The organism is Longispora albida DSM 44784 (genome assembly GCF_000379825.1).
GTDB lineage: Bacteria > Actinomycetota > Actinomycetes > Mycobacteriales > Micromonosporaceae > Longispora > Longispora albida.
Map to the genome: position 1 here is coordinate 1 of NZ_KB903816.1, position 21,298 is coordinate 21,298.

At 70.9% G+C, this 21,298-nt stretch carries 19 protein-coding genes; 10 read left to right on the forward strand and 9 right to left on the reverse strand.

Annotation, left to right across the window (positions count from 1 at the left end; translation table 11 throughout):
- The coding region (locus A3G1_RS39520) for a helix-turn-helix domain-containing protein (RefSeq protein ID WP_157641023.1) at positions 1-180 on the reverse strand (180 nt) is incomplete at its 3' end.
- Positions 181-531: 351 nt separating this feature from the next.
- On the opposite strand from A3G1_RS39520, the gene A3G1_RS0109225 reads away from it, so the two are divergent.
- Positions 532-1,770: an alpha/beta hydrolase family protein gene (locus A3G1_RS0109225; protein WP_018349189.1), complete on the forward strand. Its 1,239-nt coding sequence runs from the start codon at positions 532-534 to the stop codon at positions 1,768-1,770.
- Between the two features lie 6 nt (positions 1,771-1,776).
- On the opposite strand, the gene A3G1_RS0109230 is transcribed toward A3G1_RS0109225, so the two are convergent.
- Entirely contained in the window at positions 1,777-2,277 is a 501-nt protein-coding gene (locus A3G1_RS0109230) for a tetratricopeptide repeat protein (RefSeq protein WP_018349190.1), read from the reverse strand.
- Between the two features lie 115 nt (positions 2,278-2,392).
- Between A3G1_RS0109230 and A3G1_RS0109235 the strand changes: the two genes are divergently transcribed.
- The 4 genes from A3G1_RS0109235 (at position 2,393) to A3G1_RS0109250 (ending at position 5,671) form a co-directional block, all read left to right on the forward strand.
- Complete coding sequence (locus A3G1_RS0109235) at positions 2,393-3,391, forward strand: ArsR/SmtB family transcription factor (protein WP_018349191.1); 999 nt, start codon at positions 2,393-2,395, stop codon at positions 3,389-3,391.
- The gene (locus A3G1_RS38325) at positions 3,388-4,062 is read left to right on the forward strand and encodes an alpha/beta hydrolase (RefSeq protein WP_157641024.1); all 675 of its coding nucleotides are present in this window, start codon (positions 3,388-3,390) and stop codon (positions 4,060-4,062) included. Before A3G1_RS0109235 ends, A3G1_RS38325 begins: the two co-directional genes overlap by 4 nt.
- A 121-nt stretch (positions 4,063-4,183) precedes the next feature.
- The gene (locus A3G1_RS0109245) at positions 4,184-4,768 is read left to right on the forward strand and encodes an NADPH-dependent FMN reductase (RefSeq protein ID WP_018349193.1); all 585 of its coding nucleotides are present in this window, start codon (positions 4,184-4,186) and stop codon (positions 4,766-4,768) included.
- A gap of 213 nt (positions 4,769-4,981) precedes the next feature.
- Positions 4,982-5,671, forward strand: coding sequence for an SGNH/GDSL hydrolase family protein (locus A3G1_RS0109250; protein WP_018349194.1), 690 nt, complete (start codon positions 4,982-4,984; stop codon positions 5,669-5,671).
- 136 nt (positions 5,672-5,807) lie between these two features.
- Here A3G1_RS0109250 and A3G1_RS0109255 read toward each other — a convergent pair whose 3' ends face one another.
- Positions 5,808-6,455 (reverse strand): response regulator, encoded by a 648-nt coding sequence (locus A3G1_RS0109255; protein ID WP_018349195.1) that lies wholly within the window; start codon positions 6,453-6,455, stop codon positions 5,808-5,810.
- On the reverse strand, positions 6,452-7,558 hold the full coding sequence (locus A3G1_RS34005; protein ID WP_157641025.1) for a sensor histidine kinase: 1,107 nt from the start codon (positions 7,556-7,558) through the stop codon (positions 6,452-6,454). The genes A3G1_RS0109255 and A3G1_RS34005 overlap by 4 nt, the downstream gene beginning before the upstream one ends.
- A gap of 132 nt (positions 7,559-7,690) precedes the next feature.
- Between A3G1_RS34005 and A3G1_RS0109265 the strand changes: the two genes are divergently transcribed.
- From A3G1_RS0109265 to A3G1_RS0109275, 3 genes are all read left to right on the forward strand, one after another.
- The gene (locus A3G1_RS0109265; RefSeq protein ID WP_040477982.1) at positions 7,691-8,590 is read left to right on the forward strand and encodes an ABC transporter ATP-binding protein; all 900 of its coding nucleotides are present in this window, start codon (positions 7,691-7,693) and stop codon (positions 8,588-8,590) included.
- On the forward strand, positions 8,583-9,350 hold the full coding sequence (locus tag A3G1_RS0109270) for an ABC transporter permease (RefSeq protein ID WP_018349198.1): 768 nt from the start codon (positions 8,583-8,585) through the stop codon (positions 9,348-9,350). The genes A3G1_RS0109265 and A3G1_RS0109270 overlap by 8 nt, the downstream gene beginning before the upstream one ends.
- Positions 9,351-9,451: 101 nt before the next feature.
- The gene (locus A3G1_RS0109275; RefSeq protein WP_026211960.1) at positions 9,452-10,297 is read left to right on the forward strand and encodes an alpha/beta hydrolase; all 846 of its coding nucleotides are present in this window, start codon (positions 9,452-9,454) and stop codon (positions 10,295-10,297) included.
- Between the two features lie 111 nt (positions 10,298-10,408).
- On the opposite strand, the gene A3G1_RS0109280 is transcribed toward A3G1_RS0109275, so the two are convergent.
- Together A3G1_RS0109280 and A3G1_RS0109285 are read right to left on the reverse strand one after the other, a co-directional pair.
- The gene (locus A3G1_RS0109280; protein WP_026211961.1) at positions 10,409-11,719 is read right to left on the reverse strand and encodes a DUF2252 domain-containing protein; all 1,311 of its coding nucleotides are present in this window, start codon (positions 11,717-11,719) and stop codon (positions 10,409-10,411) included.
- A gap of 72 nt (positions 11,720-11,791) precedes the next feature.
- Positions 11,792-14,236, reverse strand: coding sequence for an ABC transporter permease (locus tag A3G1_RS0109285; protein WP_169437557.1), 2,445 nt, complete (start codon positions 14,234-14,236; stop codon positions 11,792-11,794).
- A 140-nt stretch (positions 14,237-14,376) separates the two neighbouring features.
- On the opposite strand from A3G1_RS0109285, the gene A3G1_RS0109290 reads away from it, so the two are divergent.
- On the forward strand, positions 14,377-17,400 hold the full coding sequence (locus A3G1_RS0109290; protein ID WP_157641026.1) for an aminotransferase class I/II-fold pyridoxal phosphate-dependent enzyme: 3,024 nt from the start codon (positions 14,377-14,379) through the stop codon (positions 17,398-17,400).
- On the opposite strand, the gene A3G1_RS0109295 is transcribed toward A3G1_RS0109290, so the two are convergent.
- Both A3G1_RS0109295 and A3G1_RS38330 read right to left on the reverse strand, forming a co-directional pair.
- Positions 17,389-18,255, reverse strand: coding sequence for a DUF72 domain-containing protein (locus A3G1_RS0109295; RefSeq protein ID WP_018349203.1), 867 nt, complete (start codon positions 18,253-18,255; stop codon positions 17,389-17,391). The two genes, A3G1_RS0109290 and A3G1_RS0109295, sit on opposite strands and share 12 nt — an antisense overlap.
- Before the next feature lie 50 nt (positions 18,256-18,305).
- Positions 18,306-20,126: an Hsp70 family protein gene (locus A3G1_RS38330; RefSeq protein WP_051110488.1), complete on the reverse strand. Its 1,821-nt coding sequence runs from the start codon at positions 20,124-20,126 to the stop codon at positions 18,306-18,308.
- A 65-nt stretch (positions 20,127-20,191) separates the two neighbouring features.
- On the opposite strand from A3G1_RS38330, the gene A3G1_RS0109305 reads away from it, so the two are divergent.
- Complete coding sequence (locus A3G1_RS0109305; RefSeq protein ID WP_026211963.1) at positions 20,192-20,677, forward strand: methylated-DNA--[protein]-cysteine S-methyltransferase; 486 nt, start codon at positions 20,192-20,194, stop codon at positions 20,675-20,677.
- Between the two features lie 110 nt (positions 20,678-20,787).
- Here the strand turns inward: A3G1_RS0109305 and A3G1_RS0109310 are convergent, their stop codons facing one another.
- The gene (locus A3G1_RS0109310) at positions 20,788-21,297 is read right to left on the reverse strand and encodes a P-loop nucleotide/nucleoside kinase family protein (RefSeq protein ID WP_040477959.1); all 510 of its coding nucleotides are present in this window, start codon (positions 21,295-21,297) and stop codon (positions 20,788-20,790) included.
- Between the last annotated feature and the right edge of the window lies 1 nt (position 21,298).

Genomic DNA, 21,298 nt, shown 5'->3' on the forward strand with positions numbered 1-21,298 from the left:
GGACCGGTCGGCCATCCCCGCCTCACCGAGCTCGCGATACCGGCCGGCCCACCGCGCCGCGGTCGTCGCCGACACCTGGAACCGCTCCGCGGCACGGCGCAACGGCCACTGATCATCAACAACGCAACGGGCAAGACGCAGCCTGCCCGTCTCGGACAAGGGTGCATTACGGTGGACCATCGAGGGCCTTCCGGCTCGGGTGCGGCTGACTTGGTAGCTCCACACCTAACCGGCAGGCCCTCACCCTTTCAAGACCCCACATCACCAACGTCCATGGACAGAACATCTAGAGCCTGTCTGGTAGATCTTGTCGGTGCGAGGCGAGTCTCAGGAGTCGGCTGACAAGCCGTTTTCGTACCGGAATACCGGTGTTGTATTCCGGTACGAAAACGGCGCAGGCAGGCGACTTCTGAGACTCGCCGCAGCCCGGCAAAGATCTACCGGACAGGCTCTCGTGGTCAGGCTGTCCCCACCCCGGCTCTGGTGCTGGCAGGCTCGTTCCTGAGCCGGGCGGACCATAGCGTCGAACACATGAGAATCCGCCTCACCAAATACACCCGCGCCACCGCCGTCCTCGCCCTCGCCGGGCTCCTCGTCAGCGGGATCGCCGCCCCGGCTGCCGCGTTCTCGTCCGCGCCGCCGGCCTTGGTCTCGGCGTCCAGCCATCGTGGACAGCTGATCCGGGCCGAGCTGATCCGGACCCTGAGCAAGGCCGAGGAGGTGTCGGCGTTCCTAAGTTCCGACGAGTTCGACGGCAGCCAGGCCAGGTACGGCGTGGACGTCTACCGGGTGACCTACTGGACGATCGACGTGAACGGCCGCCGGACCACGGCGAGCGGGCTGCTCGCGCTGCCCCGCAACCGGCAGGGCGGCCTGACGATCGTGTCCTACGCGCACGGTACGGCGACGACGAAGGCCGACGCGCCGTCCACGGCCGGGACGGTGTGGGCCGAGGGGCCTGCCGTCATGTTCGCCTCCGCCGGGTACGCGGCTGTCGCGCCCGACTATCTGGGCATGGGTACCGGGCCGGGTCACCACCCGTGGATGCACGTGCCGTCCGAGGCCACCGCCTCGCTCGACCTGCTGCGCGCGGCACGGGACTTCACGCCGCGGATCGGCAGGCAGGTCCTCGCCACCGGCTTCTCCCAGGGGGCCTCGGCGGCGATCGGCCTGGCCCGGGTACTGGAGGACGGCCGCGACCCGTGGTTCCGGCTCAGGGCCGTCGCGCCGATCAGCGGGGCGTACGACTTCCGGGGCGTCGAGCTGCCGGCCCTGCTCGGCGGCCAGGTACCGGCGCCGTGGGACACCGTGTACCTCACGTACCTGCTCGTCTCCTGGAACCGGCTGCACCACCTCTACGACGACCCGGCACAGGTCTTAACCGATCCGGCCGTCGAGAACCTGTTCGACGGCCTCCACACCGGCCCGCAGATCTTCGCGGCCCTCCCGAAGGACGCCGACGGGATGCCACAGGTGAGGCTGGTGCTCACGCCGTACGCGATCGAGCTGCTGCGCAACCCGCCGCCGAGACTGGCCGCAGCCCTCGCCGACCTCGACGCGACCTGCATGACCTGGACCCCGCGCGCCGCCGTCACCCTCTACTACGGCGACGGCGACAACGAGGCCCTGAACGCGAACACCGAGCACTGCGCAGGCGCACTGAGGTCGCACGGCGCAAACGTCTCCACTGTGGACGTCGGAACCCCGGACCACAGCGAGTCGAACAAGCGCGGGACGGCAGCAGCCGTGCGCTGGTTCCGGACGCTGTAGCGGAGTTCAGTCGCGGAGCGCCCTGGCATAGTTGGTCATCGAGCGGCGGTACCGGGTCATGTGGCCGGCCAGCTGCTCCAGGGCGATCGACAGGGCCTCGCGGTCGCGGCCGGCGCTGGAGAGCGCGAGGGCCAGAGTCGCGGCGAGGGCGTCGTCGTAGCCGTCGGAGGCCCGTTCCCGCTCGGCGGTCAGCAGCTCGATGGCCTCGGCCGGGTCGCCAAGGTTCCGCACGGAGCTGGAGAGCTGGACGATGACCTCACGGCGGCGGTAACCGTCGAGGCCGCCGGCGAGCGCCTCCCGGTACAGGACGACGGCCTCGGCCGGGTGTCCGGTGGAGTCGAAGGAGCCGCCGCGCTCGAAGGCGCTCACCGGATGCCCGGGCGGCAGCTCGGCACAGACGCTGGCGATGAGTTCGCGGAACTCCTCCTCCTTGCCTTCGTACTCGTCGGCGCTCGCCCAGGCGTCGGCGATGCGCTGTTCCCACTCGGCGGCCGGTGCTGCGTGCATGGTGGTGTCCCCTCGGTTCTTCTTCCAGCTGTATGAGTTGATCTTTGGGCCGGAGCTAGACTCGGGCAACTGATTCGGTCAGAAACGAATCTCAAGAGTTACCGAAGGGGATGCCGTGGCCGTCACGCTGCGATTCGGCCCGGCAGACCTGCTGCGTACCCGATTCGCGGTCTCCCCGGCCTTCGAGACGATCGCGGCGATCCGGCTCACCGCGCCCGGCGAGAGCCCCGGCCACCACGAACGCTGGCTGCACGCCGCCCGGCAGCGGCTCGGCGGGCTCGACCTGCGGCCGGTCACGGTGCTCCAGCCGAGGCGCGGGTACAGCCCGGACTTCCTCGCCCCGCCGCCGGGCGGGCCAGCCACCACCATCGGCGAGGACCTGGCCCGGATCGCCGCCACACCGCCAGAGCAGGCCCGCGCGGAGATCTCCCGGGCGCTCGCCGGGACACCCGGCGCGTCTGACAGCGAGCTGGGCCGTTCGCTGCTCGGCGACCCGGCTGCCGTTCTCACGCAGCTGACCGGCCTGATCAGGAACGCGTGGCACGCGATGGTCGAGCCGGTCTGGCCCCGGGTCCGCGCGCTGCTCGACGCCGACATCAGCCACCAGTCCCGGCGGCTGGCCGAAGGCGGGCTCGGCAGGCTGCTCACGGAGCTGCATCCGACCCTGAGCTGGCACGACGGCGTGCTGACCCGGTCGAGAGGCGACGACGAACACCGCGACCTGCGCGGCGAGGGCGTCGTGCTGATGCCGAGCTGCTTCAAGTGGGACCAGGTACTCGTGGTCCTCGACGAACCCTGGCAGCCCACCGTCATCTACCCGGCCCGGGGCATCGGAGCCCTCTGGGAACCCGTCGCGGGCACGGCCGACGCGGCCCTCGCCAAGCTCCTCGGCACGACCCGCGCGAACATCCTCAGTGGACTGACCGAGCCGGCCAGCACGACAGCCATCGCCTACCGGTACGCGCTCGCCCCGGCCACCGTCTCCCAGCACCTCACCGTGCTCCGGGACGCGGGGATGGTGGCAGGTGCCCGGCACCGGTACGAGATCCGCTACCGCCGCACCGAGCTGGGCGACGCCGTCGTGGCCGCCCGTGCCGCTACCCTCACGCCATGAGCTTGCAGGTGGCGTACATGACCGGAATGGCGGAAGACGAACGCGGCGGCGTGGCCGTGGTCCTCCTGCAGGGCTGGGGCGCCCCGGCCGATGACCTCGTACCCCTGGGCAAGGCCCTGGTCCGGCCGGGCCTGCGGGCCTTCGTACCCGGCGCGCCCCTCCCCGAGCTGGGCGGCGGCCGGGCCTGGTGGCACCTGAACGACGACGACCGGCCGGCCTGGTCGTGGGAGGGGAAGGCGCCCGACGGGTACACCCCGCACCGGCTCGTCTCCGCCGCGCGGCTGGAGGTGCAGACGCTGCTGGCGGCGATCCGGGAGCAGTACGCGCCGGAGCTCGTGGTCCTCGGCGGGTTCTCACAGGGCGCGATGCTGGCACTCGACGTCGCGCTGCGCCCGGGCTCCGGCGTCGACCGGGTGGCCGCGCTGTCCGGCGTGCTGATCGCGGACACGGCGCTCGCGCTCGACGAGACGCCACAGGCCGAAGACGAACGGCCGGCCCTGCTCGTCACGCACGGCGAGTGGGACCAGGCGCTCCCGTTCTCGGCCGGCGAGCAGGCGAAGGACGTGCTGGCCGGGCGCGGGTACCAGGTGGACTGGCTACCCTTCGAAGGCGGTCACGAGATCCCCGGCCAGGTACTGGAGGCGCTGCGCGCGCTGACCGTCGACGCGTGACGTTGTTCTCGCAGGTCACGGGCGAGTTGACTTCAACTGGGGTTCAGGTTTTAGGGTTCTGTCCGCCAACCCGGACACCACCCCCGCATCCTGCGCACAGACCCCAGAGGAGTACGTGGACATGAGCAGCACAGCCCTGCGCCTGGCCGTGATCATCGCCAGCACCCGGGCCGGCCGGCGAGGCCCGATGGTCACCAGCTGGTTCGCCGGCCAGGCCGGGGAGTACGGCGGCTTCGACATCGACGTGATCGACCTCGCCGAACACCCGCTGCCCCTCGACCTCACCGACGACCTGGACGAGGGCCCGGCGGCCGTCCTCGCCGAGGTGTCCGGCCGGCTGGACAAGGCCGACGCCTTCGTCATCGTCACGCCGGAGTACAACCACAGCTTCACCGCCCCGCTGAAGAACGTGATCGACTGGCACAAGGGCGAGTGGAAGGCCAAGCCGATCGGCTTCGTCGCCTACGGCGGCACGTCGGGCGGCCTGCGGGCCGTCGAGCAGCTCCGCCTGGTCTTCGCGGAACTGCACGCCGTCACCGTCCGCACCTCGGTCGCGTTCCCGCAGGTCTGGGAACAGTTCGACAGCCAGGGCCAGCCGGTCGACCCGGCGATGTTCGCCGACCACGCCAAGAACATGCTCAGCCAGCTCACCTGGTGGGGCGAAGCGCTCCGCGAAGCCCGCACCACAAAGCCCTACTTCGGCTAGTGCCGACCCGCTGAGGACGAATCTGGACTGCGCGACGCTTGCCAGATCCGCCCTCAGCGGGCCACCTCAGGTCAGATCAAGATCAAATATCAAGAGCAAGATCTGGTTGTACGCCTTCGCCGGGTCTCGTGCCAGCAGGGTGGCCCACTCGTCAGGGCCACCCTGCCCCTTATCTGGGATGCCGTTGAGGCGACCGGCCGCGATACTCGCCTGATGTTCTACGCGGCTCTCGGCGACTCGATGTCCATCGACGACTACGCGGGCGGACCCGGCCGGGGTGCCGCCAGCCTTCTGTACCGCAACGACGACCACCGCTTCCCCGCGTGGGCCGGGCGGGACCTGGCGACGGCGGGCTTCCGCTTCGCGTATCTGGCCAGGGACGGCGCGACAAGTGCCGACGTGCTCGAACACCAGCTCGGCCGGCTCCCGTCCGAGCCGCTGGGCCTGGCCACGCTGACGATGGGCGGCAACGACATCCTCGTCCGGTACGGCGACACGGCTGCGGCGATGGCCGGACTGGACGCTTTCGTGGCCCGGGGAGACGCCATCCTCCATACGCTCCGGCAACGGCTAGGGGACTGTCCGCTGCTCGTGAACACCATCTACGACCCGAGTGACGGGGCCGGGGCGATCCCTGAGGCCGGGCTGGCGGACTGGCCGGAGGGCCTGACGGTGATCGCCGCGTACAACGAGAAGATTCGTGAACTTGGCTCCGCCCACGGCGCCGTCCTCGTCGACCTGCACGCTCTCTTCACTGGCCACGGCCTGATGACCGGCAACCCGGCCCAGCTCGAAGCCGAACCGTCCAACCACGACCTCTGGTACTGCGGAGTGGTCGAACCCAACGCCTGGGGCGCCCACGCCATCCGCCGAGCCTGGCACCAAGCACACTCTCGCCACTGACCTCGCTCTTGCTCTTGCTCTAACACGAGGTGGCCCGCTGAGGGCGGATCTGGCAAGCAGAACGGCTTCCCTCGTACCGGTGTTGTACGTGGGAAGCCATTCTGCGCAGTCCAGATTCGCCCTCAGCGGGTCGGCACTACCCAGGCACAACCAAAGAAGTTTCATAGGCGGTTATTACTAGCTGGGCTCGGTCGCGGGCCTGGAGTTTGGCCAGTAGACGGCCGATGTGGGTCTTCACTGTCGGCATGCTCAGGTGCAGGCGCTCGGCGATCTCCACGTTGGACAGCCCGGTGGCGACCAGGGTGAGGACTTCGCGTTCGCGGGCGGTGAGACCGTCGAGGCCGTGCGGTGCCCGCCTCGGCTCGGCGGGGGCGTTCCGGGTGAACTCGGCGATCAGGCGGCGGGTGATCGACGGGGACAGCAGGCTCTCCCCTGCCGCGATGATCCTGATCCCGGCGAGCAGGTCGGCGGGCGGCGTGTCCTTGAGCAGGAAGCCGCTGGCCCCGGCGCGCAGCGCGGCGTACACGTACTCGTCCAGGTCGAAGGTCGTGAGCACCAGGATCTTGGTTGTCCCGGCGAGCCTGCGCGCCGCCTCGATCCCGTCCATCTCCGGCATCCGGATGTCCATCAGCACGACGTCCGGGCGGGTCTGGCCGGCCAGGTCGACGGCCTCGCGGCCGGTGGCGGCCTCGCCCACGACCTCCATGTCGGGGGTGGTCTCCACGAGCAGCCGGAAGCTGCCCCGGAGGAGGGCCTGGTCGTCGGCGATGAGGACTCGGATCACTGGTTGATCTTCCCGTACGGCAGGGTGGCGAACACGCGGAAGCCGCCGCCCGGCCACGCTCCGGCCTCGAACTCGCCGCCGAACAGCGCGACCCGCTCGCGCATGCCGATCAGCCCGTGACCGGGAACGGCCTGCGGGACCGGGGCCGGCCCCTGGTTGGTGACCTCGATCGTGATGGCGGAACTGTCCACTGTGAGGTGTGCAGCGCAGGTGGCCGGGGCCGCGTGTTTGACCACGTTCGTGATGGCTTCCTGGACGATCCGGTACGCGGACAGTGCGGCCGTCTCCGGCAGGCCGGTGCCGTCCCCGGTGATGGTCAGGCCGACGGTGACGCCGGCCTGGGCCGCGCGGTCGGCGAGGGCTGGCAGGTCGGACAGGCCGGGTGCCGGGCCCAGCTCGGCGGCTTCGCCAGCGGCGAGACGGAGCGCGCCGACCGTCCGGCGGATCTCGGTCAGCGCGGACCGGCTCGTTGCCTCGATCGCGGCCAGGGCCGCGCCGGCCTCCTCCGGGCGGGCCTGGGCGACGTGCTGGGCGACGGCTGCTTTCACCGCGATGATGCTCAGGCTGTGGCCGACCACGTCGTGCAGGTCGCGCGCGATCCGGAGCTGCTCGGCGCTGACGGCCTCGGCGGCACGCTGCTCGATGGACCGGGCTGTGGCCGCCCGGCGCTCGGCTGCCAGGAGCCCGGCGAGCCAGGGCGCGACGACCAGCAGCACCGCCGTACCGGAGCCTTCCGCTGCCTCCCACATCGAGTCGCTGCCCGAGACGATCAGGGTCACGATCGCGAGGAGGGCCAGCACGAGCGCGCCGAGCGCTGGACGGCGCGGTACTGACCGGCCGACGGTGAAGAGAGCCAGGGCGACCGCCGCATACGGGGCGAGGGCCGCGTAGGCCGGGATGACGCCGGTGCCCGTGGCGGCGAGGGTCGCGGCCACGGTGCCAGTCAGGGCCAGCACCGGCCAGCGCTGCCGGAGCAGCAGCGGCAGGCTGACAAGGGCGGCCATCAGCACAGCGACCCAGCCGGGGGCCGTGCCCTCCCGGCCGGCCACCCAGCACACCACGCCGGTCACGAGCACCCCGGCCACCGTCACCCACCTGTTCACCCGGCCGAGCCTAGCCCCGGGCGGGCGGCGCGTCGCCGGCCTTGAGTACGTCATACCCAGGTATGGGCCGGGCCGCCGGGTGCATGCCCAGGTCCGATGTGGAGGGGCTGCCGGGCCGCGAGGCTGGTGGACATGATCGAGGTACAGGAACTCACGAAGCGGTACGGCGAGCACGTGGCGGTCGACCGGCTGAGCTTCACGGTGCGGCCGGGCGAGGTCACAGGATTCCTCGGGCCGAACGGGGCCGGCAAGTCGACCACGATGCGGGCCGTGCTCGGGCTCGACCGGCCGACCTCCGGCACGGCGCTCGTCGGCGGCAGGCAGTACCGGGAGTACGCCCGGCCGCTCACCGAGGTCGGCGCGCTGCTCGACGCCGGGGCCGTCCATCCCGGGCGGACGGCGTTCGGTCACCTGCACTGCCTTGCCCGGGCCAGCGGGATCGGCATGGGGCGTGTCACCGAGGTGTTGCAGCTGGCCGGGCTGGGCGGGGTCACGCGCAAGCGTGCCGGGACGTTCTCGCTGGGCATGCGCCAGCGGCTCGGCATCGCTGGCGCCCTGCTCGGCGATCCTGGCGTGCTGCTGTTCGACGAGCCGGTGAACGGGCTGGACCCCGAGGGCATCCGCTGGATCCGTGGCCTGCTGCGCGGGCTGGCCGCCGAGGGCCGGACGGTGCTGGTGTCCAGCCACCTGATGAGCGAGATGGCGCTGACCGCCGACCGCGTGGTCGTGATCGGCAGGGGCAGGCTGATCGCCGACCTGACGATCAGCGACCTCGCGGCACAGTTCCAGCGGGACGTGCTGGTCAGGACGCCGGACACGGCGCGGCTGCGTTCCACAGTGGAGAGCGCGGGCGGCGCGGTGTCCGCCGAGCCGGACGGCGGGCTCGCGATCACCGGGCTCGACGCGAGCCGGGTCGGGAGCCTGGCGGCCGGCGCCGGGATCGTCCTGCACGAGCTGACCCCGAGGAACGCGACGCTCGAGGAGGCGTACCTGGAGATGACCGACGAGAGTGTGGAGTACCGGCATGGCTGACGTGATCGTGTCCGAGTGGCTCAAGCTGCGCACAGTGCGGTCGACGTACTGGGTGCTCGCGGCGCTGGTGGCGTTCTTCGCTGGTGGCTCGGTCATCGCGTACCTGATGACCGCCGACTACGACGGATCGCCGCCCGCGATGCAGGTTCTGTTCGCGGCGGCCGACCCGGGGGTCGTGGTGGTGCCGCTGGCTCAGTTCTGCCTGGCGGTGCTGGGGGCGCTGGCGGTGACGAGCGAGTACGGGACGGGGACGATCCGGCCCAGCCTGACCGCGGTACCGGGCCGGGCGCGGCTCCTGCTCGGCAAGGTGCTCGTGGTCGGCGGGCTCGGGCTGGCGGCCGGGCAGCTCGTGACCTTCGCCTCCCTGGCGGCCGGCGAGCTGATCACCGGCGACCGTCCGGCCCCGATCTCCGCCTGGACCGAGTGGTCCGACGGCGTGCCGAGCGCGATCGCCGGCGGGCTGTCCATCATGGTCGCCGGGATCGCGGCCCTCGGGCTGGGCTTCGTGATCAGGTCGACGGCCGGGGCGCTGGTCACGATGACGTTGCTGCTGTTCGTGCTGCCGTCCGTGGCGTTCTTCCTGCCAGCCCCGTGGGGCGCGCGGGTCTCGGCCGTCATGCTGCCGAACCTGCCTGGCCAGCTCGCCGGGGCGTACCCGGACGCGGTGCTGTCGCCCGCCGGGGCCGGGGTCGCGCTGGCGGCGTACGGAATCGCCGCGATCGGTGCCGGATGGTGGGCACTGAGCAGGCGCGACGCGTAGAGCCTGCTCAGAGCGCGAGATCCCGGTGGCGGCCGGACCGGCCAGCGACTCCGGACCGGCCCGGTCGCCACTGAGGACTGTTAATAGTTGATCATGGCGGGATGAGTACAACTTTCGTGTTTGTTCCCGGAGCGGCCAGCAGCTCCTTCCACTGGGCGCCGATGATGCGCGAGCTGGCACTGCTCGGGCACCGCTCGCTGGCCGTCGACCTGCCCGGGCACGGCTTCGGCGCGACCTTCCCCGCCGCGTACCAGGCACCACAGGACCTGGCGGCCCTGGCCACCGCCCCGAGCCACATGGCGGGCAGGACCCTCGCGGACAACGTCGCGCACGTCGTGGAGACGATCAAGCAGGTCGCCGAGCACGGGCCGGTCGTCCTGGTCGGCCACAGCCGTGGCGGCCTCACCACCACCGCCGCCGGCAACGCCATCCCGGACCTGATCAGCCGGATCGTCTACGTCTCCGCATGGTGCTGCGTGGAAGAGGGCCCGGGCGACTACCACGCCGGCCCGGAGAACGCGTCCAGTGTGCTGCACCGGACCGCCGCCCTGATCGCCGCGAACCCGATGGACATCGGCGCGCTGCGCTTCAACTGGCGCACGGCCGACCCGGAGCTGCTGGCGGCGCTGAAGGAGGCGACGCTGGCCGACGGTACCGACGACGAGTTCCTCGCGATGCTCAACACGCTGGAGCCGGACGAGGGCCTCGACGTCGGCGAGCCGTCCGACCGCGCCCAGGCGGAGACCTGGGGCCGCATCCCGCGCACGTACATCCGGCTCACCGCGGACCAGTCCATGCCGGTCGCGCTCCAGGACCGGTTCATCCGGGAGGCCGACGCCCTCACCCCCGGAAACCCGTTCGACGTGCACTCCCTGGACAGCAGCCACAACGGCTTCCTGATCCGCCCACGAGAGACAGCAGAAATCCTGTCCAGCCTGGCTATCTAGCTTTTGATCTAACGCGAGGTGGCCCGCTGAGGGCGGATCTGGCAAGCGTTGAGAACGCCCGCATACCGGTGTTGTATGCGGGCGTTCTCAACGCGCAGTCCAGATTCGTTCTCAGCGGGTCGGCAACATCTCGTTGCGGAAGAGGTCTACGAAGATCTGGTGGTCCTGGCGGGCCTTTTCTCCGTAGCTGTGTGCGAACTCCGCGAGCATCGTCGCGAAGCCCTCGTCGTCCCCGCCGATCTGCGCCGCGATCGCCTCCTCCGTGGAGAAGGTGACCAGGTCGTGGCTCGACTCGTCGTCGGCGACCGAGTGCATGCGGGCGGCGGCCCGGCCGAGGTAGGTGATGACCTGGCGGACGTCGTCCGGTTCGCTCAGTTCCGACCAGTCGAGGTCCGTCGCGTATGGCGAGACCTCGGCGACGAGCTGGCCGATCCCGCCGAGCTGGGTGTGGCCGAGCCACGGGTCGGCGTAGGCCTGGAGCGCGCGCTGTGACTCGGCTGTGCGGTGACCCTGGTCGGTGAAGTAGCCGCGCACGCGCTCGTCGTCGATGACCCGGCTGACGGCGGGGGCCTGCGCCTGCTTCATGTAGATGATGACGTCGTTCTCCAGGGCCTGCGTCGGGCCTTCCAACAGCAGGTTGTACGAGGGCAGCCCGGCCGACCCGATCCCGACGCCCTTCCGGAGCACGATGTCCTTGATCGTGTACTCCGACTGCCGCCGGGTCTGCGCGGCTGGCAGCGTGGCCAGGTACGCGGCGAAGGCCTCCCGGACAGCTTCGGCCGTCACGGAGTCGATGGGGAAGACGCCGTCGGCGACGGTGAAGCGCCGGTCGTAGTTCTCGATGGTGGTCTGGGCGTCGAGCAGCGACACGCGCGTGCGGAGCCGGGCCCGCTGGAGCGCCTCGTGCAGCGGGCCGGACGTGTTGTCCAGGGTCAGCGAGCCGATCGCGTCGTCGCCGCCGGCCGCCAGCGCCCGCAGCTCGGAGAGGTAGCTGTGCGCGAAGCCCTCGACCAGCCCGGTGATCGCGGCGTCGGACAGCGCCTTGGCGTACCCGATGAGCGCCACGCTCGCGGCGAACCGCATCAGGTCCCAGGTGAACGGGCCGACGTACGCCTCGTCGAAGTCGTTGACGTTGAAGACGTAGACGCCGTGCGCGTTCATGTACGAGCCGAAGTTCTCCGCGTGCAGGTCGCCGTGGATCCACACCCGGCTGGTCTGCTCGTTGAGGTACTTCGCCGACGGGTCCTCCTCGGCCAGGTCGGCGTAGAACAGGCAGGCGCTGCCCCGGTAGAACGCGAAGGGCGAGGCGGCCATCTTCCGGAACTTGCGCCGGAAAGCGGCCGGATCGGCGGCGATCCCCGCGCCGAACTCGGCGGTCAGCACGTCAACGATCCGCGTGGCGCGGGCACCGGCATCAGTCACGGGGCCAAGCATGGCTCGGACGTTAGCTCACTGGCCATACGAGTATCGGGTAGTACGCAGATTCACCAGGAGTTATGGCGCCGAAAGTCCCGTCACGATGGGTTTGCGAGCTGCCCGGCCCGCCGTGATGGCCGCAGCCAGGACCGCGGTGAGGACGGCGGCGAGCCCGATGACGGCGAGCTGCCCGAAGGGGACTGTCGGCGTGCCGTGGCCGTAACGGCTGATCAGGGCGAGTGCGGCCAGCCAGCCGACGGCGGCGCCGAAGAGGACACCGCTGAGCGCTCCGGCCGCGCCGATCAGCCCGGCCTCGGCAAGGAGCATGCCGCGTAGCTGGCGGCGGGACAGGCCGAGTGCACGGAGGGTGGCCGACTCCCGCGTCCGCTCCACGATCGACAGCGCGAGCGTGTTGCTGATCCCGAACAGTGCGATGAGGACGGACATGCCGAGCAGCGCGGCGAAGATGCCGAGGAGTTCGTTCAGGGAGGCCGACAGCGCGTCCGCCCGGTCGGATCCGGCGCTGACCTGGATCAGCGGGTAGGCGCTGGCGACCTCCTCGATGACCGTGCGGGCCTCGCGCGGGGCGTTGACCAGGACCTGGTGGGCTTCGCCCGGCCCGTAGGACTCGGCGTACTGCTCCCAGGAGACCAGGGCGTCGGCGTCGACCGGGGAGTCGTCGTAGGTGGCGACGACGGTCAGGTCCCGGTAGGTCTCGCCGACGTGCAGGCCTGTCCGGCGGCTGACCGCGACCGTCCCTGGCCGCAGGTCGAGCAGCCCTTCCGTGATCTCCGGGGTGAACACGCCGGGCGGCGTCATGGCCCAGACCGGCCCTGAGCTGCGTACTCCGGCGACGGATTCGATCTCCGGGCGCTGGCGGAGTGCCGTGATCAGTGCTTCGGGGATGGTCGGCCGGATGCGTTCACGCTCGGCGACGGTGCCGGTGGCCGAGGCCGGGGCCAGGCGGAAGTCGACGCGGAAGTTCTCGCGGAGTTCGGAGCCCGCCTGCACGCGGGCCGTCGACAGCAGCACGCTGAACAGGGCCATCAGGGTCACGCCGATCATCAGGGCCGTGGCGGTGGCTGCGGTGCGGCGCGGATTGCGCCGGGCGTTCGCGACGGCGAGCCTGGCGGTCACGCCTGGCAGCCAGCCGCCAGCCCCGACCAGCCGCTTGATCAGCGCCGGGGCCGCCGCCGCGAACCCCAGGAAGACCAGCATCGCTCCACCCAGGACGAACGGCAGCCCGCCGAAGCCACCGCGCAGGCCCAGCAGCGTGCTGCCCAGGCCGGCCAGCCCGCACGCCCAGGCCGTGACGACCCTCGAAGAGCTGATTTTGTACTCCGTGGCAGCGCTCGCCCTGATCGCGGCGACCGGCGGGATCCGCCCAGCCGACAGTGCCGGGAGCAGTGCCCCGAGCAGGGTCACGGCGGTGCCGAACGCGACGGTCAGCACGACTGTCCGCCAGCCGAGGACGAGGTCGTGGCCGGGGATCTGGGTGCCGACCAGCTCACGGGAGACGAGCAGCCCCCAGCCGACGACCAGGCTGAGCACGACACCGCCGAGCGAGGCGAGCGCCCCGAGGACGAGAGCCTCGGCCGTGACGACCCGCCAGACCTGGGCGCGCCCGGCTCCGGCACAGCGCAGCAGGGCCAGCTCGGCGGCGCGCTGCGCGGTGAGGATCGTGAACGTGTTGTAGATGACGTACCCGGAGACGACCAGCGCCACCAGCCCGAACGCGATCAGCACGCTGAGGAACCCGTCGACGTACTTGCCGGCCCGCCAGGCCAGACCGCCCCGGTACTGGTCCCCCGTGATCACGCGGTGCGGCCCGGCGAGCACGCCGTCGACCCGGGCGCGCAGTGCCGCCTGGCTGACCCCGGGCTGCGCGGCGATCGCCACGTCCATGTACCGGGTCGTGCCGGTCAGCCTGGCCAGCTCGGCGTCGGTGAGCACCCCGGCGGGCGAGCCGCTGAAGATCCGGTTGACGCCGAGGTCGACGATCCCGACCAGCGCCAGCGAGTGCTGCGCCCCGGTACGGTCGGTGACCCGGACGGTGTCCCCGGCCTTCCAGCCCTGTTCACCGGCCGTCAGCTTGTCGATCGCGATCTCACCGGGCGCGCCAGGCAGCCGCCCGGTCAGCAGGTCGTACCTGGCCATCCGAGGGTCCCCCGGCAGCGACAGCCCGTACCCGACGTGGCCGTCGCGGACGAGCAGCCGCCCGTTGCGGTCGAGGACACCGAGAGGACCGACGATCCGCGGGTCCACGGCCGCGACACCCGGCAGGGCGCGGATCTCGTCCACCGTCTCCCGGTCGATGAGCACCGGACCGGACTGGGCCAGCGCGTCCACGCCCCGCGCCGAGCGGGCCAGGTCGTCGTAGAAGGCCGCGCGGGCCGTGTCACCGTACACAAGGGACCCGGCAAGGAAACTGACCCCGGCCATGATGGCCAGCGCGGTGAGCAGCAGCCGGGCGGGATGGGCACGCAGCCCGGCCAGGGCTACCCGGGCCATAGGGAACCTCACGCCTCCCAGAGTAGGGAGTGCCGCCGCGTCACCGGTGGGGTGTGGATGGGGTGGGGGCCGGGCAGCAGGTACAAAATAATGGGGTTGGGGCTTATAAAGGGGTTGGGCCTTTCGTGGCGGGAAGCTACTAGGCTTGGCAAGTGCCCGCATTTATCGATCCGCCCGGCCTTGACGTACAGGCGTTGCTGAGCGCCCCCGATCCGGTGCCGGCGCTGCGAGAGTGGTCTGCCGCCCCGGAGCCGGACCTGGCGATCGCCCTGCACGCGCTGCTGGCGGCCCTGCGCACCCAGCCGCATCCGGTGCTGAGCCAGGTCCCGCTGGACCTGACGCTCGGCGAGCAGTCCACCCACCTCGATCTCCTGCTGCTGCCGAGCACCTTCGCGCCGGAGCAGTGGGGCACGACGTTCCTGGAGGGGCTGCTGCGCAAGCCGCTGCGCGCCTACCGGGGCAAGCGGCTGATCGAGCTGGGCACCGGGACGGGCTGGGTGGCCCTGGCGCTGCTGCGTTTCACGGAGCTGGCTGCGGTGCTCGGCGCTGACCTCAACCCCGAGGCCATCCTGATCTCGAAGCTCAACGCCGTGCTGAACAGCTACACCGCCGACGGCGACCCGCTGCCGGTGCTGCTGACCGAGCGGTTCGAGGCCGTCGAGTCCGACCTGCTCGCCGAGCCCCGGCGGCTGGGCTGGCGCGCGGACCTCATCGTCGGCTGCATCCCGCAGGTGCTCGCCTCGGCCGCCGACCTGTACGACCTGTCGAACTACGCCGAGGCCCAGGGCCTGGTCGAGGACCAGTTCGGCCTGGGGCTCAACGCCCGGGCGCTCCAGGAGGCGCTGCGCCTGCTCGAACCGGGTGGCTCGGTGATACTCAACCTGGCCGGGCGGCCGGGCCCGGCGGCGCTGGACCGGATGTTCCGGCGGCGCGGTTTCGAGCCGGAGACGCTGTGGCGGACCAGGGTCCAGCAGGCCGGCGACACCGACATCCGGCCGCTGGTCGAGCTGGAGGCCAGGACGGGCAGCCCGTTCGCCTTCCAGCTGCACCGGCAGTCGCAGCAGAGCGTCCCGGCCCGGGTGGCGCTGGCCGCGCACGAGGCCGGGCTGCCGATCTACCACGAGCTGCAGGTGATCGAGGGCCGTCCGCGCAGCGAGGCGCTGTTCCCGCTGGCGGCGGCGCTGGAGGAGCTGGAGCTGGAGGAGCTGTGGAGTTCCGTCGACCTGTCCGACTCCGGTGACGTGCTGGACGAGCAGCTGCGGTTCGTGACGCGCGTGGCCGAGGGCTTCCTGGCCGACCCGCGCGCGCCGTATCCGCACGAGGCCGGCGACCTGTCGTTCCGGGGCCGGGTCGCTGGTTTTCTCCGGAAGTTCCACGACCTGCCGTTGGAACCGGGTGACGTGTTCACCGCCCCGAACCGGGCCGAGCTGCTGCACGCGCTCCTGCTGAACCTCACGGTGCCCGGCGACCTGGTCGTGCTGAGCGAGACACTCCGGCCGAGCCTGGAGCCCGCCCTGCGCAAGGCCGACCGGGAAGCTGTCTGGCTGCACGACGACGCGGCCGAGATCGCTGAGCTGCTGCCGCACCTGGCCCCGAGGTTCGTGGTGCTGTCCGGTGTCCTCGGCAGCCTGGAGCCGATCCTCGCGGTCTGCGAGCAGATCGGAGCGCTGCTGATCGCTGACGAGTCGGCCCGCTTCGAGATCGGCTCCGGTAAGCCGGAGACCCCGGGACTGCGGCTGCTCGCCCGGCACCTGACCAGCGGCCACCTCGCCGTCATGGTCGGCCTCGAACGCAGCCTCGCCTTCCCCGACACCGAGCTGGCCCTGTTCGTGACCCGCGACCGACTGCTCACCGAGGGCCTGATGGCCGCGGCCGAGCTGACCTGGTCCCGTGTCTCGTACTTCCACCAGGCCTACTACGAGTCACTGTTCGACGAGCTGCTGACCTTCAAGGTGAACGCCGCCGAGGGTGTGCGGGCACCCGACCCGTGGCCGGGCCCGTCGCTCGTACCGTCCATGCTGGACCTCCTGCGCAGCGCGGCCCTGGGCCGCCCGGCCCCCGACGCCGACGTGATCCGGCTCGACTACGGCGAGAACGAACTCCCCATGCCGGCCGCGCTCCAGGCGGCGATCCTCCACGGGTACCTGGTGCCGCCGTCCCCCGCGAAGGTCGTTGACGGGCCGGCGAGACCGGCCAGGGAAGTTGACGGGCGGGCGATCCCGGCCGTCGCCGAGTACCTGCGCGCGACCCGGCTGCCCGACCTGCGCGACGACCAGGTGCTGCTGGGCATGGGTACCCTGCCGCTGCTGCTCGACGCGCTCCGGGCCGTGGAGCTGCGGCGCAGCCAGCCGCCGGTCGTGCTGCTGCCCGAGGGCTCGTACGGCATGTTCGCGCCGCTGATCCGCTGCGCGGGCGCGCAGCTGCGGATGCTCCCCGCGACCGGGCCGGACTTCCTGGCCACAGTGGACGCCGTGCGGGCCGTGGACGGGCCGTACGACCTGCTCATCCTGACGAACCCGGCCAACCCGAGCGGAGCGTCGTACGAGCCAGGCCAGCTCACGGAGCTGATCCAGCTCGCGGCGGCGGCCGGCGGCCGGGTCGTCATCGACGAGATCTTCGGGCTGCTGGCCGATCTGGACGGCCCGCTGCCCCTCGGCCAGGACCGCTGGGCAGGCCTGACCGAGGCCGAGCGCAACGCCCTGCTGATCCTCGGCGGCGCGTCGAAGGAGTTCGCGGCCGGCGGCCTGCGCCTCGGCTTCGCGGCGAGCGCCGACCGCGACTGGCTGGCCACCATGGAATCGCTGCGGCTGACACCGATCCCGGCCAGCATCTCCATCGCCGCGACGGACCTCTTCGCCGACCTGCCGGCCCTGTGGTCGCAGTTGGAAGGAATGCGCGCCGACCTGCGCCACCGCCGGGCTCTCCTCGCCGAAGGCCTGGCAGAACTCGGGTTCACCGTCCCGCCCGGCGACCGGGGCGGCCTGTTCCTCTACCCCGACATCAGCGCACTCACCGGCAACCCAGACCAGTTTGTCCTCGACCTCGAAAAGCACGCCCGCGTCCGGCTCAACACGCCGTCCTGGTCCGGCGTCACCACCAACGCCCGGGCGTGCTTCGCCGTACCGGAGCAGACGATCGCCGCGGCCCTCGACCAGCTCCGCAAGCTACTGCAGTAGATCGATCAGTGTCGCGGCGTTGCGCTGGGCGTAGTCGCTGTAGCAGTTGTTCATGAGTACGTGGGTCCGGCCGGCTTCGCTGGAGAGTTCGGCGAGCCGGCCGGCCCACTCTCGCAGCTCCCGTTCCGAGTACATATAGCCGAACTTCTCGTGGATGTCGGTACTCGTCCACAGCTCACTGTGCCCGTGGAAGCGCACCATCGCCAGGTCAGCCGTCGCCTCCACGACCGGCGGAATCGACGACTTGTGCCCCTGCGGCATGTCCACGCAGACGAACGGCAGCTCGTGCTTCCGCAGGAACTCCAGCGTCTCGGCCGCGTTGTCCCCCTCGAACCACGAGGCGTGCCGGAACTCGATCGCGACCGGCAGCGGGCTGCACCGGTGCGCGACCTCCAGCACGTACTGCTTGTTGTCCTTCCGGATCGTGAACCACGGCGGGAACTGGAAAAGAATCGCCCCCAGCTTCCCCGCCTCCACCAGCGGATCGAGCGCCGACAGGAACCGCGACCACACGTCCTCGTACACCTGAGGTTCGAGATCCTTCGGGTACACGTTCTTCTTGTCCGTCTCCGGCCGCAGATCCTTGTACAGCGCCGAAACCTTGGTCGGATGCCCGGTCAGCAGGCTGAACGCCTTGATGTTGAACGTGAACTCCTTGGGCGTCCGGTCAGCCCACAACTTGGTGGTCTGCTCGGCCGGTGGCCCGTAGTACGTCGCGTCCACCTCGACCAGCGGGAAGTTCCGCGCGTAGTACGCGAGCCGCTTCTCCGCCGTGTTCGCACTCTCCGGATACCACCCGGAGCCCAGCAACGTCTTGTCAGTCCAGGAAGCGGTACCCACCAGGATCTGGCCCATGATTCCAGTCTGGCCCGGATTCATGCCCATCATCGGGGTTTCGCCGGATGCTAGCGGCGTTCCAGGAGGAGTTCGAGGGCGTCGAGGAGTTGCCACCACCAGGAGGTCGCCCGGTACCGGTGCTGCTCGCCCAGGTGCTGGCGGAGCACGTCGGCGGACAGCCAGCCAGCCTGGGTGATCGCGTCGGCGACCGGGCCGGACGAGTTGGCGATCCGCTGCGGGGTCAGGAGCTGCGAGTTGTTGCCCCGGCTGGCGAAGAGCGCCCCGAGCAGCAGGATCGCCGCGTCGAGGCTGCCGGCCGGGAGGGCGCTGGTGGAGTCGGCCGGTACGGGTACCCAGGCTCCGCGCGCGTCGCGGTGCATCGGCCGGGAGCTCGGTTCGCAGGAGGCGGCGAGTACCGAGCCGATCCCGAGCAGGTCCACGGTCTCCGGCGGCCCGAAGGCGTCCGGGGCTGGCAGGTCGGCCCACGGGTACCCGGAAACGAGCTCCGGCCACGACCGGTTACCCATGAACGTCATGAGCCGCTCGGGATTCCGGAATGCGAAGACGCGCCTCGGGGAGCCGAGGAACGACGGAGGCCGGCCAGCAGTGATCACGTGCACCGGGCCGCTCGGCAGCTGGAAGACGAGTACGCGCGGAAGCGGGAGCTGCATCTCCGTGGTCAGCGTGTACGCGACGGGCTGCGTGACAGCAGCGGGAGCGACGGGCACCGGGGTTTCCACGGGTGCCCAGATGGGCATGGGGCTGGAGAACTCCACCTCAGGAGCGGCCGGCTTTATGACGGGGAGTTCGCGGGTGTCGGACTCAGCCGCTGGCACTGTGGACAATGCTTCGGCTGGTACGACGAGGCTGCCTTCTGCGACGACGAGTTCCGGTTGTTCGAGCACCGTCGGCGCCACTCCGAATGCCCGGTGCAGAAGTGTCGCCACGGCCGGCAGGCGGCTCGATCCGCCGACCAGGAACACGCCAGCGAGTTTCTGCGGTTCGGCCTGGGCGGCAGTGATGGCCTCTCGGGTCGCCACGACGGTTCTGTCGATGAGCGGGGCGGCCAGCCGGTCGAGTTCTTCGCGGCCGATAGGCGCTTCGGCTTCGACTATCGGTACGTAGACAAAGGCTTGCGGGGTGCGGGCGAGCATTTCTTTCGCGCCACGTACATCATCGAGAAATTGTTTTGCCAGACGACGGTCGCTGGCCGAATCCGGATCGGCGAGGCGCTCCCATTGTTCTGTCGTGCGGGGCAGTGCGGCACGCAGGTGCTCGATGAGAGCCGCGTCGACGTCGAGCCCGCCGACGTCGGGCAGGCCCGAGGCTGACAGGACCGTCGGGCCGGGACCGACGACCGAGGCGTCGAACGTGCCGCCGCCGAAGTCGTAGACAACCAGCGCGCCGTCCGCGCCGAGCGTGCCGCGCAGGACAGTGGTGAAGTAGCAGGCAGCGGCGACGGGCTCGGGGACGAGGCGCGGTACGGGCAGCCCCGCCCGGCGGGCGGCGTCGGCCAGGAGCCGGAGGCGCTCGGCGTCCCAGGCCGCGGGGTGGGTCAGGACGACCTCGTCAGGCGGGCCGCCCATCGTGCGCTCGGCCTCCGCGCTGACCCGGTGCAGGACGGCGGCGATCAGCGTGACCGCGCGATCGGTGCCGGCGCCTTCCTCGTCCAGCAGCCGCTTCGGGTTGGCCACGAACCTGTCCGGGGCCAGCCGGGCGCTGTGCGCGGCGTCGCGGCCGGTCAGGATCTCGCCTTCCGGCGTCGTGAACACCCCGGAGGGCAGCACAGGGGAACCATCGAACAGGAGCTGGCGGACCTGGCCGTCCGGACGGCGCATGACCGCGACGGTGTTCGAGGTGCCGAAGTCGATACCCAGCCGGTGAGCCATGCCGCCAAGGTACCGGCCAAACCTGGGCCAGGCGTCGCGCGGGCGGGGCGTGTACGGTCGGAAGAGTGATATGGGCGCTCTTGCCGTCTCCGATCGGCCTGCTGGCCGCGGCAGCCGACGAACACGGTATCTGCAAGATCCGTTTTGACGGCGAGGTGCACGGCACCGTCGGGGACTCTTCCGTGCTCGACGAGCTGGCCGCGCAGCTCACGGCGTATTTCGCTGGCGAGCTGACCGAGTTCACCGTGCCGCTGTCCGTGCGGTCCGGCACGGCGTTCGAGCGGGAGGTCTGGCTGGCGCTGCGCCGGATCCCGCACGGCGAGATGCGGACCTACGGGCAGATCGCCACCGAGGTCGGCGACCACGACCCGCTGGCGGCCAGGGCCGTCGGGACAGCCAACAACCGCAATCCGCTGCCGATCGTCGTCCCGTGCCACCGCGTCGTGGGCGCCGACGGGAAGCTGGTCGGCTTCGGCGGCGGCCTTGACCGGAAACGCTTCCTGCTGGAGCTGGAGGCCAGGGTCCGAGTAGAACGCGACTTCTTCTTGTGAGAGTGCCGACCCGCTGAGAGCGACGATGCGCGCGTTGCGGGTCTTCCCAGATACAACACCGGTATCTGGGAAGACCCGCGCCTTCGCCTCGCCGCTCTCAGCGGGCCACCTCAGGTCAGATCAAGAGCAGAAAGACCTCCTGGCACCACGTAGTGCCGGTCGTATCGGGCCAGCTCAGCGGCGTCCGGGGCACTGAAGTACTTCAGGTACTCCTCGATGTGTTCCGGGGTCAGTGGCACCGTCCCGTGCTCGCCCGCCACGTTGCGGAGCGCGAGCCGGCGGTTGAGTTCTGGCACCGGGACGTCCAGGTGGTACAGCTCGACCTCGGCGCCGAGGGCCTGACCGGCGGCGCGCTTGTCCTCGCGGTGCTCGGGCACCCACAGGCCCCATTCGAGGATCACGTGCTGGCCGAGGCGCAGCAGGTCCTGGGCGAGCAGCCAGAAGCGCTGTTCGAGCCGGTCGCGGGCCTGCTCGTCGAACAGGTCGATGTGCAGGTCTGCCAGCCATTCGTCGGGGCAGAGCCGCACGGCGGGCACCTGCGCGGCCAGCCGCTTCGCCAGCGTCGTCTTGCCGGATCCGGGCAGGCCACACAGCAGGATCAGTCGAGCCACGCCACGCATG

Coding starts and splice junctions, on each gene's coding strand:
- A3G1_RS0109310 (WP_040477959.1), bottom strand. CDS start 21,297: ATGCGTGGCGTGGCTCGACTGATCCTGCTGTGTGGCCTGCCCGGATCC.
- A3G1_RS0109245 (WP_018349193.1), top strand. CDS start 4,184: ATGAGCAGCACAGCCCTGCGCCTGGCCGTGATCATCGCCAGCACCCGG.
- A3G1_RS0109250 (WP_018349194.1), top strand. CDS start 4,982: ATGTTCTACGCGGCTCTCGGCGACTCGATGTCCATCGACGACTACGCG.
- A3G1_RS38325 (WP_157641024.1), top strand. CDS start 3,388: ATGAGCTTGCAGGTGGCGTACATGACCGGAATGGCGGAAGACGAACGC.
- A3G1_RS0109230 (WP_018349190.1), bottom strand. CDS start 2,277: ATGCACGCAGCACCGGCCGCCGAGTGGGAACAGCGCATCGCCGACGCC.
- A3G1_RS0109275 (WP_026211960.1), top strand. CDS start 9,452: ATGAGTACAACTTTCGTGTTTGTTCCCGGAGCGGCCAGCAGCTCCTTC.
- A3G1_RS0109225 (WP_018349189.1), top strand. CDS start 532: ATGAGAATCCGCCTCACCAAATACACCCGCGCCACCGCCGTCCTCGCC.
- A3G1_RS0109295 (WP_018349203.1), bottom strand. CDS start 18,255: ATGGGCCAGATCCTGGTGGGTACCGCTTCCTGGACTGACAAGACGTTG.
- A3G1_RS0109265 (WP_040477982.1), top strand. CDS start 7,691: ATGATCGAGGTACAGGAACTCACGAAGCGGTACGGCGAGCACGTGGCG.
- A3G1_RS38330 (WP_051110488.1), bottom strand. CDS start 20,126: ATGGCTCACCGGCTGGGTATCGACTTCGGCACCTCGAACACCGTCGCG.
- A3G1_RS0109270 (WP_018349198.1), top strand. CDS start 8,583: ATGGCTGACGTGATCGTGTCCGAGTGGCTCAAGCTGCGCACAGTGCGG.